This window comes from Dolichospermum sp. UHCC 0352 (assembly GCF_009711925.1).
GTDB classification, from domain to species: domain Bacteria; phylum Cyanobacteriota; class Cyanobacteriia; order Cyanobacteriales; family Nostocaceae; genus Dolichospermum; species Dolichospermum lemmermannii.
Genome location: NZ_VIKY01000283.1, coordinates 48,928 through 68,131 on the forward strand (window position 1 = coordinate 48,928; position 19,204 = coordinate 68,131).

Below are 19,204 nucleotides of genomic sequence, written 5' to 3' on the forward strand. Positions count from 1 at the left end.
TCTGTATAGATATTTATAGTATAGTAAAGGTAAAATCTAGTGATCGCTGCTGGAACTGCCATGAATCAAAAAGAAAACTAAGTTTGATGGGGAGATGCTCGTGTGAGCGATCCCTACTTAAAAAAAATTTACAATGCAGTTAATTGCAAGCAAATCTATCTATACAAGCATTTTGGCTGTCACTTAAATTCCAGGGTGAAAAATAAATGAAATTTTTTCTTAATGACCTATTGTATCCAAAACGCTTATGCTGTAAATTTAATATTTAAGGCTCTATACCAATTCTCTATGAAACTAGCACTTAATAAGTTCCTCTTTTTTCTTAGCCTTAAAATTTTTGAACCCGCGTAGGCGTGTTGTATCTGTGTAGCCAAGCCAGTGCGGTGGTGAGCCATCACTGCGGGAGAATTTACCGCCATAAAGCATCTGGCGCGCAAATTTAGTCACCAAGGCTTAAACAATATCACACTAATTACTATCTTGAATTAGTCAGAACTTGAATTAGTCAGAAAATATGTGACTAATAGTGGAATTTTAATATAAAAAAATATCATCTAAATTTTTGGAGAAGTTTATGGACGTGATAGAAACACATCTTGTTTCAATAGATTATCAAATTCGACAACTGCGAGAAATCCAGCCAGTCACAACTTTATTTAATATTGGAATTCAAAATAAAATAGAAAAACAAGACAAAATAATTGATACTATATCTATAGAGCTACGCGATAAAATATATAATTTAACTACTAATTCTCCTGTTAATAACCTAGCTTTATATCTATCAGTTATTAAATTTTTAATATTTAAATATACTGCTCAAGAACAATTTATTGTAGCAACGGGAGCTTTGAACCTAGACAAGTCTAATAGCTTAATATTCTCCAGATTTGACAAACAAAAGATTATTTCATTTAAGGATTTACTTAAAATAACTCGCAGTAATCTCCAAGAAGGATACCGTTACCAAAATTATGATGTAGACAGTCTTGTAGAAACGTTTATTGCCAGAGGCGGAAATCCAGCAGCGGTTTTTGATATTGCCCTAATCCACAAGGGATTATGCAGTCACAGTTCTTTGTTAAACAACTTTCAATTAGTCTTTGAAATTGATGCTCAAGATACTTCTGTTTCTGTAACTTTCCCAAAAGATGCTTTTAGTGCAGATTTTGTTCAGAGAATGCTGGCACATTTTCGGCAAATTATAGAAACTGTTACAGTTAATCCTGATTGTAAATTGTCAGAAATTGATATATTAACAACAGAAGAACGTAATCAATTAATTAGAAAATGGAATAATACAGAGATCCAATATTCCCAAAAATGCATCCATCAACTATTTGAAGAGCAAGTAGAGCGTAGCCCCGATGCAATAGCAGTAGTATTTGACAATCAGCAATTAACCTATCGCCATTTAAATGAGCGGGCTAATCAGTTAGCGCACTATTTGCAAAAATTAGGTGTAAAACCAGAAGTACTGGTAGGTATTTGCATAGAGCGTTCCCTAGAAATGGTAGTGGGACTGTTGGGAATTTTAAAAGCTGGAGGAGCGTATGTACCATTAGACCCTAGCTATCCCAAAGAACGCTTGAGTTATATGCTTGAAGATACGGGGGTGAAAGTTTTGCTCACCCAGCGTTCGCTTACTGAACTCTTACCAGAGAATCAAGCGATTGTAGTGTCTTTGGATGGAGATTGGCAAGTTATAGCTCAAGAGAATCAGAACAATCTCAACAGTGGCGTGAAAGGAGAGAACTTAGCTTATGTAATTTATACCTCTGGCTCTACAGGTAAGCCAAAGGGAGCAATGAATACCCATAAAGGCATTAGTAATCGCTTAGTGTGGATGCAGAATACTTATCAGTTAACATCCAGCGATCGCATTCTCCAAAAAACTCCCTTCAGTTTCGATGTTTCAGTATGGGAATTCTTTTGGCCGTTATTGGCAGGTGCAACTTTGGTAGTGGTGAAACCTCAAGGGCATAAAGATAATACTTACTTAATCAAGCTGATACAACAGCAACAAATTACGACAATCCATTTTGTGCCTTCGATGCTGCGAGTGTTTCTGCAAGAACCAAGCTTAGAAAATTGCAGTTGCTTAAAGCGAGTGATTTGTAGTGGAGAAGCACTACCTTATGAACTGACACAACGTTTTTTTGAGCGGTTAAACTGCGAACTACACAATCTCTATGGACCAACAGAAGCAGCAATTGATGTCACATTTTGGCATTGTTTACCACAGATTCAACAGCAGATAGTTCCCATTGGTCGTCCCATTGCCAACACCCAAATTTACATCCTCGATCAATATTTGCAACCAGTTCCAGTTGGTATAGCAGGAGAATTACATATCGGTGGTGTGGGTTTAGCCCGTGGCTACCTTAACCGTCCTGAATTAACTTCTCACAAATTCATTTCTCATTCCTTCGGTGATGGCAAATTATATAAAACAGGTGATTTAGCTCGCTATTTACCCGATGGCAATATTGAATTTCTCGGTCGTATCGACCACCAAGTTAAGATTCGCGGCTTCCGCATTGAACTAGGAGAAATCGAGACTGTACTCAGCCACCACCCAGCAGTAGAACAGTCTATAGTTATAGTTCACGAGGAAGAAACTGGACATAAAAGCCTCATTGCTTACATCGTCGGAAATTCTCAACCCAGCGATGCTGTTGAGCATAACCAAGAAGTAAATTTATTTGACGAACAAATATTGCAATGGCAAATGCTCTACAACCAGACTTACAGCCAAGCTAACCTAGAGCCAGACCCGATGTTTAATATAGTCGGCTGGAACAGTAGCTACACAGGTCAGCCAATTCCAGCAGTACAAATGCGTGATTGGCTAAACGACAAAGTTGAGACAATTCTTGCCCAGCAACCAAATCGAGTCCTTGAAATTGGTTGTGGAACAGGACTAATTTTATTCCAAATTGCTCCGTACTGCCGCCATTATTGGGGAACAGACATCTCATCAAGGGGACTAGACTACATTCAGCAGCACTTGAGCAAACCAGAGTCACAACTGCACCATGTGAATCTATCGCAGCGTCCAGCAGATAATTTTGAGGGTTTAGAGGCACAAGGATTTGACACCATCATCCTTAACTCAGTTGTGCAGTACTTCCCCCATATTGATTATTTGTTGCGTGTCTTAGAAGGAGCAGTGAATACAGTCGCCCCTGGAGGCTGTATTTTCCTGGGAGATGTGCGGAATCTGCAATTACTAGAAGCTTTCCACACCTCTGTAGAACTGCATAAAGCTTCGCCCGATTTATCTGTAGCCCAATGGCAACAGCAGGTGCAGAGGCGAATTGCCCAAGAAAATGAACTGCTGATTGACCCAGCCTTCTTTGCGGCTATTCAACAGCGTTTTCCCCAAATTACTCATGTGCAGATCCATCTACAACGAGGTCAGCACCATAACGAACTGACTCAATTTCGTTATAACGTCCTACTGTATGTGGGAACTACGGTGGATGTCCCCCATGATATTCAGTGGTTGGACTGGCAGAACCAAAAACTTACATTGGCTATGGTACAACATCTGCTAGCAGAGGCGAAACCTGAGATACTGGGCATTACACGGTTACTAAATCCACGGTTAATTAAACCTTTAAAAACCTTAGAATTACTGAAAAATCCTCACAAATTCCAGACAGTGAGCCAATTGCGTCAGTCCATAGATGCTATTTCTCCAGAGGCAGGAGTAGAACTTGATGACTTATATGCTTTAGCTGAGGCTTTGTCTTATTCTTTAGTTGTTAGTTGGTCAGACTCTAGTGTCTTAGGCTATTACGATGTCATCTTTGTGCAACACCAAAGTCAGGCAAAAGTCCCTCTGAGAGTCTTCACTCCTACAAACGGTCAAGCCAAACCCTTGCATGACTGGCAATTTTATGCGAACCAGCCCTTACAGCCAAGGTTGAACCGTCAACTCATACCCCAACTGCGTAGTTATTCAGAATCACGTCTACCAGAGTACATGATGCCAAATGCTTTCGTCATGTTGGATGCTATACCACTGACAGCCAATGGCAAAATCGACCGTCGTGCCTTACCATCTCTAGAACAAATCCGTCTCGAGTTGGCAAACACCTATGTTGCGCCATGTACTCCCATTGAAGAAATATTAGCTGTAATTTGGGCTGAAGTTCTGGGGATCGAACAGGTGGGTATCCATGACAACTTTTTTGAACTAGGAGGAGACTCAATTCGGGGTATCCAAGTGATCGCCAAAGCTAAACAAATTGGTTTCGATTTTTCTCTACCACAGCTATTACAATATCAGACAATCCAAGAATTGGCTGGTTTAGTTAGCCGCGAACTGGGTTTTTTACCCACACCAAAAACAGAAGCCTTCAGCCTCATCTCTGACGAACAGCGCCTAAATTTGCCAGAGGATGTAGAAGATGCCTATCCGCTTGCAGCACTACAGGCAGGGATGATCTTCCACAGTGAGTATAGTAATGATGTCTCGATCTACCACGATGTCTTTACTTATTACATTCGAGCCACTCTTGACCCCCAGGCTTTACACAGTGCCATTCAACAGGTAGTAAATCGTCATCCGGTGCTACGTACCAGCTTTGTTCTGACTGACTACAAGCAGCCACTACAACTGGTTCATCAACAAGTAGATGTTCCTTTAAAGGTAGACGATCTGAGCCATTTATCGACTACTGAACAAGAAGTATCGCTTGATGCCTGGATTGAACAAGAGAAAAAACGACATTTTGATTGGGGTGTTCCGCCTTTACTACGCTTTTATGTTCATCGCCGCACCTCTGAGACATTTAATTTAACTTTGAGCTTCCACCACTCTATTCTTGACGGCTGGAGTGAGGCCTCGTTGCTCACTGAATTATTGCAACAATATTTATATCTTCTAGGTAAAGACGTTCTTCCTCTGTCAGCACCACCCACAATTACCTTTCGAGATTTTGTCGCATTAGAGCAAACAACTCTTCATACTCAAGAATGCCAAAAATATTGGCAAAAGCAACTCAGCGACATCATTATTACCAAACTGCCACGGTGGTCAAAGTCGAACGCTGCCACTAAAAATTGCGATTTGCCAGTTTCTATATCTTCTAGAGTTTCTCAGGGTTTAAAACAGTTAAGTAAAGCCACGGGAATACCTCTTAAAAGTGTTTTATTAGCGGCTCATTTAAGGGTATTGAGCTTATTAACTAACCAGACAGATATTATCACAGGTTTAGTATCTAATGGCAGACTAGAAGATACTGATGGAGAAAAAGTATTAGGGTTATTTCTTAATACTTTGCCATTGCGTTTAAAACTCCTTGGTGGCAGTTGGATAGACCTAGTAAGGCAGACCTTTGATGCTGAACGGGAATGCTTACCTTGGCGAAGATATCCCCTGGCTGAATTGCAACGGACTTTTGGTGGACAGCCCTTGTTTGAGACTGCGTTTAACTTTGTTCATTTCCACGTTTACCAAAGTATTATCGGTGTTAAAGATTTAGAAGTATTAGATGGTAAATTTTTTAATCAAACTAACTTTGCTTTACTAGCTAACTTTAGTCTCCATCCAATTTCTTACAAAGTAGAGTTTACCCTGAAATACGATCCCAGCCAATTCTGTAAAGAACAGATGAAAATGATTGGCGGATACTATCAAGAAGCTCTAACAGCAATGGCCAATCAATGGTCAGAACTATATGAAAAGCATTGTTTACTCTCAGATAAAGAACAGTATCAACTGTTAGTAGAATGGAATAATACCAAAGCTAACTATCCGCAAGACAAATGTATTCATCAGCTATTTGAAGAACAAGTAGAACGTAGTCCCAATGCAGTAGCGGTAGTATTTGAAAATCAACAATTAACCTATCAAGAGTTAAATGAGCAAGCTAATCAACTAGCCCATTATTTACAAACAAAAGGCGTAAAACCAGAAGTACTAGTAGGCATTTGTCTAGAGCGTTCCCCTCAAATGGTCGTAGGACTATTAGGCATTCTCAAGGCAGGTGGGGCATATGTACCATTAGATCCAACCTACCCAACACAGCGTCTAGAGATGATTTTGGCTGATTCCCAGGTATCGGTGTTACTCACACAACAGAAATTAGTGGCAAGATTACCTGAAAACAAAGCTGACATGGTGATATTAAATACAGATGGCGGGGACATTTCCTTAAAGAATAAGAAAAATCCTATCAGTCAGGTTAATTCTCGCAACTCGGCTTACGCAATTTATACTTCCGGCTCAACAGGCAAACCCAAAGGCGTAGTCATTGAGCATCACAGCACTATAACTCTCTTGTGTTGGGCAAAACAAGTCTTTACTACTGACGAACTAGCGGGTGTTTTGGCTTCAACTTCGATTTGTTTTGATTTGTCAGTCTTCGAGCTATTTGTACCCTTGGCTTGGGGAGGTAAGGTCATTCTGGCACAGAATGCCTTAGATTTACCTAGCTTACAAGCTCAAGAGGTGACATTAATTAATACAGTACCAACCGCGATCGCTCAACTGCTACAAATCAAGGGTATACCTAATTGTGTGCAAACAATTAACCTCGCAGGTGAACCATTATCAAATCAACTGGCACAGCAACTTTACCAGCAGGAAAATATTCAGCGAGTTTACAATCTCTACGGACCGTCCGAAGATACAACCTACTCAACATTTAGTTTGGTGCAAAAAGGGGCAATTAAGCAACCTAGTATTGGGCGACCAATTTCTAATACCCAAATCTACATTTTCAACCCCGATCTCCAACCTGTACCCATTGGTATTGTTGGGGAATTATACATTGGTGGGGAAGGTTTAGCCAGAGGCTACCTTAACCAACCCGAATTAACTTCCCAGAAATTCATTGCCAACCCCTTTGATAATTCCCAAAAATTGTATAAGACTGGGGATTTAGCTCGCTATTTACCGGATGGCAATATAGAATTTCTTGGTCGCATCGATAACCAAGTTAAACTTCGCGGCTTCCGCATTGAATTAGGAGAAGTTGAATCTGTCCTAGAAACTTATCCGCAAATTCAACAAGCAGTAGTCATGCTGCGGGAAGACACTCCTGGTAACAAACGACTGGTAGCTTATTTAGTCACACAGAACCAGTCTATAAGCATGAGTGATTTGCGCCGTTTCTTACAGCAGAAATTGCCAGATTACATAATTCCTTCCAGTTTCGTCATCTTGTCAACTTTGCCATTAACCCCCAATGGTAAGGTAGACCGCAAGATGTTACCTGCACCAGAAGCAGAACTGACACGAGAACAAGAGTTTGTTCCGCCACAGACACCTGTTGAGCAGATTTTAGCCACGATTTGGCAAGATGTCTTGGGAATTAAGCAAGTAAGTCGCTACGATAAATTCTTTGAAGTCGGTGGTGACTCCATCCTCAGTATTCAAGTAGTCGGTCGCGCTCGTCAAGCAGGAATCAAAATCACCCCACGACAAATATTCCAATATTCAACCCTTGCCGAACTAGCTGCTGTAGCTGATACTTGCACATTGATGTTGGTTCAACAGGGTTTAGTGACAGGATTTGTACCTCTAACTCCGATTCAACATTGGTTCTTTGAGCAAAATCGATCTGAACCGCACCATTTCAATCAATCAGTACTGCTGCAAGTTCCCTCTGATCTCAAACCAGAGTTACTGTCCCAAGCTATTGGCAAATTATTAGAGCATCATGATGCTTTACGTTTGCGGTTTAGCTTTGAGGAAGGTGAATGGCAGCAAATCAACTATGGCATTTCTGATGAAGTACCTTTCCAAGTCATCGACTTATCCCAAACTCCTCAATCACAACTACCACAAACCTTAGAGCAAATAGCGACTATCCAACAGGCTAGCCTAAATCTCTCAGATGGGCCATTAATGAGAGTGGTATTGTTTCAATTAGGCAATAACCAAGATAGTCGATTACTGATCGTTATCCATCATCTAGCGGTCGATGGGGTCTCCTGGCGGATTTTACTAGAAGATTTGTTCACAGTTTACCAGCAGTTAAAACAACAAGAAACTATTCAACTGCCACCTAAGACCTTAGCTTTTAAAGAATGGGCTATGCTTTTGCAGGAATATGGGCAAGCTGAGGCAGTGCGATCGCAATTAGATTACTGGTTAAAACAGCCTTGGTCTGAGGTGAATTCCCTACCAGTAGATGATCCCACAGGAAAACAAAACAACTCAGTAGCTAGTGCTGCTAATGTATTTGTTACTCTCAGTCAAGAACAAACTTGCGCCCTCTTGCAACAAGTTCCCTCTGCCTATAATACCCAAATTAACGAAGTGCTGCTGACAGCTTTAGTGCAAACTTTGGCAGAATGGACAGGAAATTCCACAGTACTCATTGACCTAGAAGGGCATGGTCGAGAAGATATATTTGCCGATGTGGATGTATCTAGGACAGTAGGCTGGTTCACAAGCATATTTCCAGTAATATTGCAACTGCAAAATCAAAATCATTTGGGAGAGGCTCTCAAATCAATTAAAGAACAGTTGCGAGCTATTCCTCAACAAGGTATTAGCTATGGAATTTTACGTTATTTGAGTCAAAATCAAGAAATTAGTTTTCAAATAGCCGCACTACCATTCAGGGAAGTTAGTTTTAACTACTTGGGTCAATTCGACCAGGGACAATTACGAGGAATTGATTGGAAATTAGCTAGTGAATCTAAAGGAGCTAATCAAAGTCTGGAGGGGCATCGTACTCATCTATTAGAAATTACTGCCAGAGTAATAGAAGGGCAGTTGCAAATTAACTGGAGCTACAGTCGCCACCTCCATCGACATTCTACAGTAGAATCACTCGTTCAGAAGTATCTCCAAGCTTTGCTCAAACTGATTGACCATTGTCTGTCTCCTGAAGTTGGGGGATACACTCCCTCTGATTTTCCAGTGGCGAACTTAAATCAACAGGAACTAGACGAAATTCTCGCGGAAATTGACTAAAGAGGATAGAAACGACAATGTTAGTTGAAAAATCTCAGAAAAACAAAAACGTAGAGTCAATTTATCCTCTCTCCCCCATGCAACAGGGGATGCTCTTTCATAGCATTTATGCTCCAGACTCAGGAGTTTATTGCAATCAAACGCTAATCACTATCTGTACAGACATTAACGTTATTGCTTTTAAACGAGCTTGGGAACAAGTCGTAGAACGCTACTCGGTGTTGCGAACTCTTTTTCTCTGGGAGAAGCGTCAACAACCTCTACAAGTAGTGCGAAAGCAGGTGGATTTACCTTGGAACTATCAAGATTGGCGAAACCTTTCCTCCATAGAGCAACAACAGCGTCTAGATTCTTTACTGCAAACAGAATATCAAGAAGGGTTTCAACTTAATCAAGCACCTTTGATGCGCTGTACATTAATTCGGCTATCTGATCAAAGCTATAAATTTCTTTGGAATTGGCATCATATCCTGTTAGATGGTTGGTGCTTACCCATAATTTATAAAGAAGTTTTAACATTCTATACTGCTTACTCTCAAGGTCAAAACTGCTATCTTCCTTCTCCTCGTCCTTATCAAGACTACATTATTTGGTTACAGCAGCAAGACTTATCTGTTGCGGAAATGTTTTGGCGGCGAACCCTTAAGGGCTTCACTGCTCCTACCCCACTAGTGGTAGACCGACCCCAGCTTAGTAACTCTGGAGTACAACCAACTTATCAAGAACAGGAATTGCATTTATCCCGCGCTACCACTAAAGGATTGCAATCTTTGGGTTTGCAATATGGTCTGACTTTATCAACTTTGATCCAAGCAGCCTGGGCTATTCTCCTCAGTCGCTACAGTGGAGAGTCTGAAGTTTTATTTGGTGTCACAGTTTCCGGTCGTCCTGCCAGTTTGCCGATGGTAGAAAACATGGTGGGGTTGTTTATTAATACCTTACCACTGCGAGTATCCACTCCCAAATCAGAATTAATTATACCTTGGCTACAACAATTGCAACAAAAGCAAGCAGAACTTCAGGAGTACGCTTATAGTACTCTGGCGGAAGTACAAAACATGAGTGATGTACCACCAGGAGTTCCGTTATTTGAAAGTTTGGTAGTGTTTGAGAACTATCCTATGGATAGCTTGTCAGAGGAGCCAAATCAATTATTGCCAGTCAGCAAGGTGGAGAATTTTGAACAGACAAACTATCCTTTGACCGTAGCAGCAATACCCAAACAAGAGTTGCTCATAAAATTTAGTTACGATACTAGTCGTTTTACAAGGGACACAATTGTGCGGATGGCTAGTCATTTGCAGACCTTATTAGCAGCGATTGTTGCTAATCCCCAGCAGCAGATAGCTGAACTACCGTTATTGACAGAAGCAGAACGACATCAGTTATTGGTAGAGTGGAACGATACTCAGACTGACTATCCTTTAGATAAATGTATCCATCAACTATTTGAAGAACAAGTAGAACGCAACCCTGATGCAGTAGCAATTATTTTTGAAGGTCAACAATTGACTTATCAACAATTAAATCAAAAAGCCAATCAATTAGCTTACTATTTGCGAACAAAAGGTGTAGAACCAGAAGTATTGGTGGGAATTTTTGTTGAGCGTTCAATAGAGATGCTAATCGGACTACTGGGAATTTTAAAGGCAGGGGGAGCTTATGTGCCTTTAGACCCTAGTTATCCGAATGATCGCTTAATTTATATGCTAACTGATGCGGCAGTGTCAATTTTACTAACCCAGCAGTCTCTAGTATACTCTTTACAAGCAAATTCAGCCGAGGTGGTGTGTTTAGACCGTGATTGGCACATCATTGCTAATTATAGTCAACACAATCCCGTCAAATTGGTGAAAGCGGAAAATTTGGCTTATGTGATTTATACCTCTGGTTCTACAGGTAAGCCAAAGGGAGTGATGATTACTCATCAGGGTATTTGCAATAACTTATTGCGAACAATTGATACTTATCCGCTTATCGCAGGTGATTGCATCCTGCATATAGGTGTTTTAAGTTTTGATGTTTCAGTCTGGGAGATATTTTGGTCTTTAACATCTGGCACTACTCTAGTAGTGGCTAAACCTGAAGGTCATAAAGATATCGCTTACTTGATTAATTTGATTGCTCAACAACAAGTCACTCAAGCATGTTTTGTTCCCTCAATGTTGCGAATTTTTCTGCAACAACCAAACTTAGAAAGTTGTCGTTGTTTAAAGCGAGTCTTTAGTGGTGCAGAAACACTATCTTATGAACTAACTCAACGATTCTTTGAGCGATTGGACTGTGAATTACATAATCTTTACGGGCCAACGGAAACAGCAGTTGATGCCACTTGCTGGCAATGTCAGCCAGATTCTAACTGTCGAATAATTCCCATTGGTCGCCCGATAGCTAATACTCAAACTTACATCCTCGATCAATATTTGCAACCAGTTCCCATTGGCATTGCTGGAGAATTACATATTGGAGGTGTCTCTTTAGCTAGAGGCTACCTCAATCAACCAGAATTAACTAATGAAAAATTCATTTCTAATCCCTTTGGTGAAGGAAAATTATATAAAACTGGAGATTTAGCTCGTTACCTAAGTGATGGAAATATAGAATATCTTGGTCGCATCGATCATCAAGTCAAACTACGAGGTTTACGTATTGAGTTAGGAGAAATTGAATTTCTTTTAGATACTCATCCCCAAGTAGAACAAACAGTTGTCATTCTGCAAGCAAATACTTCTGAAAACCAACGCTTAGTAGCTTATGTAGTTAGAAAAAACTCATCATTGACTCCTAGCGAACTGCGTCGCTTCCTACAGCAGAAATTGCCAGCTTACATGATACCTTCAGCTTTTGTGGTCTTGTCAGAATTACCATTAAATCCTAATGGCAAGATAGACCGTCGAAAATTGCCTCAACCAGATGAAACATCGATAGTAGAATTACCATATTTACCTCCCCGCAATTCCTCAGAAAGGATTTTAGTAAGCATTTGGCAGCAAGTTCTGCAAGTATCAAAGGTGGGAGTGAATGATAACTTCTTTGATTTAGGAGGACACAGCCTTAAAGCAATTGCTCTAGTCAATCAGATTCAAGAAAAATTGGGTCTTTCTTTTCAAATCAAACAAGTATTTTTGCATCCGACAATAGCAGAACAAGCAGAGTTATTAACTGCTAGTACACCTATTAATGTTCAGGTAATTCCCCATTTATCTAAGCAAGAAAATTATGAAACATCTCATGCACAAAAACGTTTCTTTGTGTTGCAACAGATGGATCTAAACAATGTGGCTTATCATATTGTGTCTACACTCAAAATAAAAGGAAATTTTGACCCTGATGCCTTTGAAAAAGCAATGCAAGTTTTGATTGCTCGCCATGAAACATTGCGGACATCGTTTGTATTAATCAACGGTGAACCGAGGCAAAAGGTACTTGCACATAGTCCTTTTCATGTGGGATTTCAAGATTGGAGCAATCAACCTCATGCTGAAAGCCACATCCTAGAAATTATTAAACAATCCCAAGAACCTTTCGATTTAGAAAATAGCCCACTTTTACGAGCTAATATTTATAAGCTCCCAGAGCAACAATATATTCTGTGCATGGAAATCCATCATATTATTTGTGATGGCTGGTCGATGGATTTATTAGCTAAAGAATGCTTAAAATATTACAATTACTTTGTTAAAGGCTTACAGCCAAATCCAGATAAATTGTCTATACAATACAAAGATTATGCAGCATGGCAAGCTAATATTTTACGCAGTGATGAGTATAGAAAAAACTTAGATTACTGGCGGCAAAAACTTGATAATGGGCAAATACCCCGCATTCACTTACCTACAGATTTTCAACGACCTTCTATTAAGACTTTCAATGGTTCACATTTAAGCTGGACATTCAAACCAGAAATAGTCTGTGGGTTGCGAGGGATTTGTCAACAAAGAGAAAGCACTTTGTTTATGGCACTATTAACAGCAGTAAAAGTATTACTGTATCGCTACAGTGGTCAACACGATATTTCCATTGGTACAGAAATTGCCACTCGCAACCATCCTCAACTGCAATCTTTAATCGGTTTATTTCTGAATACACTAGTTCTGCGTGACCAAATAGAGCCAGAACAAGGTTATAAAAATTTGCTTGCACAAGTTCGTCAAACTGTTACCGAAGCATTTGAACACGCTGATTACCCGTTTGATATTTTGGTAGAAGAACTAGCAATTTCTAAAGAGATTAACCGTACACCATTGTTTGATGTGTTATTACTTCTACAAAATTTTGGTCAACCTATAGCTATAGAAGAATTACAAATCAAATCCCTAAATTCACTAACTTCTACCAGTAAATTTGACCTGTCTTTTGTATTTATTGAGCAAAACGAGCAACTCAGGTTAGATTTAATTTACAATACAGATTTATTCCAAGCAGAGAGGATGCAAAAATGTCTGAGCCATTTCGATAAGTTGCTTACCGAAATGCTAAACAATCCTAGCCAACCAATCTGTAAAATTTCTCTTTTATCTCCAACAGAAACCGCTTTTTTTGAAAGTTTTATTCAACCAATTCCTCGCTTAGAAAGACGCACAGTAATCCATGATTTTATCGAGCAAGTAAGAGCTTTACCAGACAAAACATCTATTATTTATTCTCAGGGAGAATTAAGCTATCTGGAATTAGATACACTTACTAACTCTTGGGCTAACATCTTTAAATATTTAGGCATTCAAAAGGATAATATTTGTGGCGTAATTCTTGAAGGAGATTATCGTCAAGTATTAGCAATGTTAGCGGTATTTAAGGCTGGGGGAATTTATTTACCTCTGCGTTTGGATGAACCAGAAGAACGCTCTTTACGCATGATGAGCAAAACATCCCCCACGATGATAGTAGTCGATTCCGAGAATTTAGATATTATCAAACCTCGATTAGCATTATTACCAAAACCACCTCAAATATTGGTGATAAATGCCCATGAAATTCAGCAATACTATCAATGGGATGGCACAAATTATCAATGCTTGCTTGTAGAAGCAAATCATGATAAAAAAGTTCTAATTATGCCTGACGCAGATGATTCTAACTATATTATGTTTACCTCTGGATCAACAGGTGAACCCAAAGCTATACTTGGTAGTCACGGCAGTTTGCGTCACTTCATCAATTGGGAAAAATTAGAATTTGGAATTAATTCTAATTGGCGCTGTCTCCAAATCGCACAAATTAATTTTGATGCTTATCTTAGGGAAACTCTTGTAACTTTATGTTCTGGAGGAACTCTTTATATTCCTGATAGCACAGACCGCGAAGATTTAGAAAAGTTATTACTGCGGTTAGGAGAATGGCAGATTAACTTACTGCACACTGTTCCTTCGGTGATGCGCCTATTTTTAAAGATTGGTCGCAATTTAACCAATGCTGATCAATTACTCAAGAATTTACGAGTTTTGGTATTGGGAGGAGAACCTTTATTTGTCAAAGAACTGCGTGAATGGCATCAAGTTTTTGGTTCTCAGACAGAATTTGTCAATATTTATGGTGCAAGTGAAACCACCTTTGTCAAACATTTTCATCGGATTCCTGACCCGAATAAAATTACTTATGCCAGAGTTCCTGGAGGTAAAACATTGCCAGAGGCGGCGTTTGCAGTGATTGATGGGACTCGTCCTTGTGCTGTAGGAGAAGTGGGAGAAATTTTCGTCAAGTCACCTTATTTAACAAAAGGCTATTACCAAGACCAAAGATTAACCAATTCTGTTTTTATACCCAATCCTTTGAATCATGGGGCTGATATAGTTTATTGCACAGGAGACTTGGGACGACTGCTACCGGATTTAACGGTGGAAGTGATAGGACGCAGTGATAAGCAAGTGAAGTTGAATGGAGTACGGATTGAGTTGGGAGAAATTGAAGATGCACTAGCTGCTATTGATGGTGTAGAAAAAGCACTGGTAATTGCTGAGGAAAAAGAAGAATTAGTGACAGTTATTGCATATTATCAGGCAAAGAATGCTATAAATCATCAACATATTAGCAGCCAATTAAAACAAGTTTTACCGATTTATATGCAGCCAAATCATTTGATGCAGTTGGCAGATTTTCCGTTATTACCAAATGGCAAAATCAATCGTCTAGGACTACCAAAAGCAGAAGCAAATATTGCTCAAACAAGTCATCAAATTACTAGCTTTAATCCACAAGAAGCTTTATTAGCCTCCATTTGGACTGAATTATTGGAGGTAGAGGTGAGTGATACTAATCAGTCATTTTTTGAGCTAGGAGGAAATAGTTTAAAGGCCATGCGCTTAGTGTCGCACATACGTAACCAATTCGGAGTTGCATTGCGATTGCGAGAAATTTTTACTCAAAACACTTTAAAAGCACAAGCTGATTTGATTCAATTACGACAAGAAAATGATAAATTCACTACCGAATCAACAATATTATGAAGTATCCCACGCTCAAAGGCGGATGTGGATTCTGCACCATATAAGTGAATATTCTAGTGCTTACAATATTAGGTTGGCAATGAGAATTAATGGCAGCTTAGATATTGCCGCATTCACAGCAGCTTTTCAACAAATTGTAAACCGCCATGAAATTTTGCGTACTACTTTTACAAATATCGCAGGTAGCATTCAGCAAATTGTACATGAAGAAGTGCCTAAAGAACAGTTAGTAGTATTTAGAGATTTAAGAGAACAAAAGGATGCTGAAACAATAGCTGATAGCTTGATTCAAGAATCAGCAAACTCGCGTTTTGATTTAGAGAAATTACATTTGATGCGAGTTTTGTTAGTGCAGATAAAGCCAGAGGAATTTTTGTTTGGTTTGACTATACACCATATTATTGGGGATGCGCGATCGCTCGACATCATTTTTCAAGAGTTCGTCACTTTATACTCTGCTTGCACGCAACAAAAAACTGCCGCTTTACCTGCACTACCATTGCAATATAAGGATTATACAGCATGGCAAAATCAGTGGTTAGAAAGTGAGGAGGCAAAAGAACAATGTAATTATTGGTGCGATCGCTTTGCTGGAGAACCACCCATCCTCAACTTACCTACCGACTTTCCTAGACCACAATTTAAATCTTCTCAAGCTGGTATATATACTTATAATTTTAGTCAGAGTCTAAGCGAAAAATTACGCTCTTTTGCTGCTGGGAATCATACAACTTTATTTATTACCCTCTTAACTTTATTTAAAATATTACTCCATCGCTACACCGGACAGCATGATTTAGTCATTGGTATACCTATTTCTGGACGTAATCATCCAGACCTAGAAAATCAAATTGGCTTTTATGTTAACACTCTAGCTTTAAGAACTTTACTCCCAAAAGTGGGAACTTTTCAACAAGCATTAGCAGAAGTGACAAATACTTGTCTTGATGCTTATGAGTATAATGAATATCCTTTTGATAAATTAGTATCTGCCCTTGATTTAGAACATGATTTAACACGAAATCCTTTATTTGATGTGATGTTTTCACTGCTTAGTAAAGACAGTAAAGCAGTGATAAAAATTCCTGGGATTGAACATCAAGCTTACCCACTAAAACCTCGAACTGCTCAATTCGATTTGAGTTGGAGTTTATTTGAAGATACCAACGATTTAAGATTGGTTATAGAATACGAACCGGATCTATTTCGAGAAGAGACGATCGCTAGAATGAGCGGTCACTTTTTACAAATTATTCAGGCAGTAGTCGAGAATCCTAATTGCCAATTGTCACAAATCAATTTACTAACTTCTGAAGAACTTTATCAGTTACTAATAGAATGGAATAACACAGAAGTCGCATATCCTCAAGATAAATGTATCCATGACCTATTTGAAGAACAAGTAGAACGCAACCCCAATGCAGTTGCAGTGATTTTTGAAGGTCAACAATTAACCTATCAACAATTAAATCAAAAAGCCAATCAATTAGCTCACTATTTGCGAACAAAAGGTGTAGAACCAGAAGTATTGGTGGGAATTTTTGTTGAGCGTTCAATAGAGATGCTAATCGGACTACTGGGAATTTTAAAGGCAGGGGGAGCTTATGTGCCTTTAGACCCTAGTTATCCGAATGATCGCTTAATTTATATGCTAACTGATGCGGCAGTGTCAATTTTACTAACCCAGCAGTCTCTAGTATACTCTTTACAAGCAAATTCAGCCGAGGTGGTGTGTTTAGACCGTGATTGGCACATCATTGCTAATTATAGTCAACACAATCCCGTCAAATTGGTGAAAGCGGAAAATTTGGCTTATGTGATTTATACCTCTGGTTCTACAGGTAAGCCAAAGGGAGTGATGATTACTCATCAGGGTATTTGCAATAACTTATTGCGAACAATTGATACTTATCCGCTTATCGCAGGTGATTGCATCCTGCATATAGGTGTTTTAAGTTTTGATGTTTCAGTCTGGGAGATATTTTGGTCTTTAACATCTGGCACTACTCTAGTAGTGGCTAAACCTGAAGGTCATAAAGATATCGCTTACTTGATTAATTTGATTGCTCAACAACAAGTCACTCAAGCATGTTTTGTTCCCTCAATGTTGCGAATTTTTCTGCAACAACCAAACTTAGAAAGTTGTCGTTGTTTAAAGCGAGTCTTTAGTGGTGCAGAAACACTATCTTATGAACTAACTCAACGATTCTTTGAGCGATTGGACTGTGAATTACATAATCTTTACGGGCCAACGGAAACAGCAGTTGATGCCACTTGCTGGCAATGTCAGCCAGATTCTAACTGTCGAATAATTCCCATTGGTCGCCCGATAGCTAATACTCAAACTTACATCCTCGATCAATATTTGCAACCAGTTCCCATTGGCATTGCTGGAGAATTACATATTGGAGGTGTCTCTTTAGCTAGAGGCTACCTCAATCAACCAGAATTAACTAATGAAAAATTCATTTCTAATCCCTTTGGTGAAGGAAAATTATATAAAACTGGAGATTTAGCTCGTTACCTAAGTGATGGAAATATAGAATATCTTGGTCGCATCGATCATCAAGTCAAACTACGAGGTTTACGTATTGAGTTAGGAGAAATTGAATTTCTTTTAGATACTCATCCCCAAGTAGAACAAACAGTTGTCATTCTGCAAGCAAATACTTCTGAAAACCAACGCTTAGTAGCTTATGTAGTTAGAAAAAACTCATCATTGACTCCTAGCGAACTGCGTCGCTTCCTACAGCAGAAATTGCCAGCTTACATGATACCTTCAGCTTTTGTGGTCTTGTCAGAATTACCATTAAATCCTAATGGCAAGATAGACCGTCGAAAATTGCCTCAACCAGATGAAACATCGATAGTAGAATTACCATATTTACCTCCCCGCAATTCCTCAGAAAGGATTTTAGTAAGCATTTGGCAGCAAGTTCTGCAAGTATCAAAGGTGGGAGTGAATGATAACTTCTTTGATTTAGGTGGTCACTCATTACAAGCCATGAATTTGATGGCATTAATTTATCAAGAACTAGAAATTGAAATTCCTTTATCGATGATTTATGAAAAACCAACAGTAGCAGAATTGAGTAAATATATCATCTACGCTAAAGAGATGAATATCCAACCTAAAGAACGTCCTTATATAGTTTTTAATCAAGCACGAGAAAAAGCAGTTTTTATATTTCCGCCAGCTCTTGGTTTTGCCGCAGCTTACGCAAATTTAGCTGATTATTTAACAGATTATGCTATATATACTTTCAGATATATAGCCGATGAAGCAACTTTAGAAAAATATGCAGAATTGATAGACGACATAGCACCAAATCAAGACTTAAAATTGATGGGACATTCAGCAGGTGGTTTTTTGGCAATGTTGATGGCTCAAAAGTTAGAAAGTCGCGATCGCGTGGTTTCTGATGTGATTTTAATAGATACTTATCGAGGCGGTCGTGAAGCTCAACAAGCTGAAATGTCAGAAATTATAGAAGGCGTTGATACTTTCTTGTTAAATCCCAAACGTCAGGAATTGAGGCGTTACTTTATGGAGAATCAAAAATTACGCGATCTCACCTACAATCAAGTCTGGGAATACTTTAATTTTCTCTGGTATTCCGATTTAAAAAATGTGCAAATTAATGGCAATATTCATCTCATCCGTGCTGAAGGCAACTACGATTATGAAGATGATTGGATACAAGCTACAAGGGGACAACGAATCAATTATTATGCCCATGGTGTCCACCGAGAGATAATCGATCCCCCCTATCTCAATCAAAACGCCACTATTATTAATGCGATTCTTAGTCAGAATTGA

3 protein-coding genes are annotated in these 19,204 nt (G+C 39.1%); all 3 read left to right on the plus strand.

From position 1 onward, the window contains the following. Positions 1-574: 574 nt before the first annotated feature. The 3 genes from FJR06_RS20560 to FJR06_RS20570 are packed head-to-tail and all read left to right on the plus strand — an operon-like array spanning position 575 to position 19,204. Positions 575-8,941, plus strand: coding sequence for a non-ribosomal peptide synthetase (locus tag FJR06_RS20560; protein WP_174783512.1), 8,367 nt, complete (start codon positions 575-577; stop codon positions 8,939-8,941). A gap of 17 nt (positions 8,942-8,958) precedes the next feature. Then, the gene (locus tag FJR06_RS20565; RefSeq protein ID WP_168652171.1) at positions 8,959-15,384 is read left to right on the plus strand and encodes a non-ribosomal peptide synthetase; all 6,426 of its coding nucleotides are present in this window, start codon (positions 8,959-8,961) and stop codon (positions 15,382-15,384) included. Then, positions 15,350-19,204 (plus strand): non-ribosomal peptide synthetase, encoded by a 3,855-nt coding sequence (locus tag FJR06_RS20570; RefSeq protein WP_168652172.1) that lies wholly within the window; start codon positions 15,350-15,352, stop codon positions 19,202-19,204. The genes FJR06_RS20565 and FJR06_RS20570 overlap by 35 nt, the downstream gene beginning before the upstream one ends.

What these genes read in the sequence shown, in the direction of transcription:
- FJR06_RS20560 (WP_174783512.1), top strand. Translation starts at nt 575, where the DNA reads ATGGACGTGATAGAAACACATCTTGTTTCAATAGATTATCAAATTCGA.
- FJR06_RS20565 (WP_168652171.1), top strand. Translation starts at nt 8,959, where the DNA reads ATGTTAGTTGAAAAATCTCAGAAAAACAAAAACGTAGAGTCAATTTAT.
- FJR06_RS20570 (WP_168652172.1), top strand. Translation starts at nt 15,350, where the DNA reads ATGATAAATTCACTACCGAATCAACAATATTATGAAGTATCCCACGCT.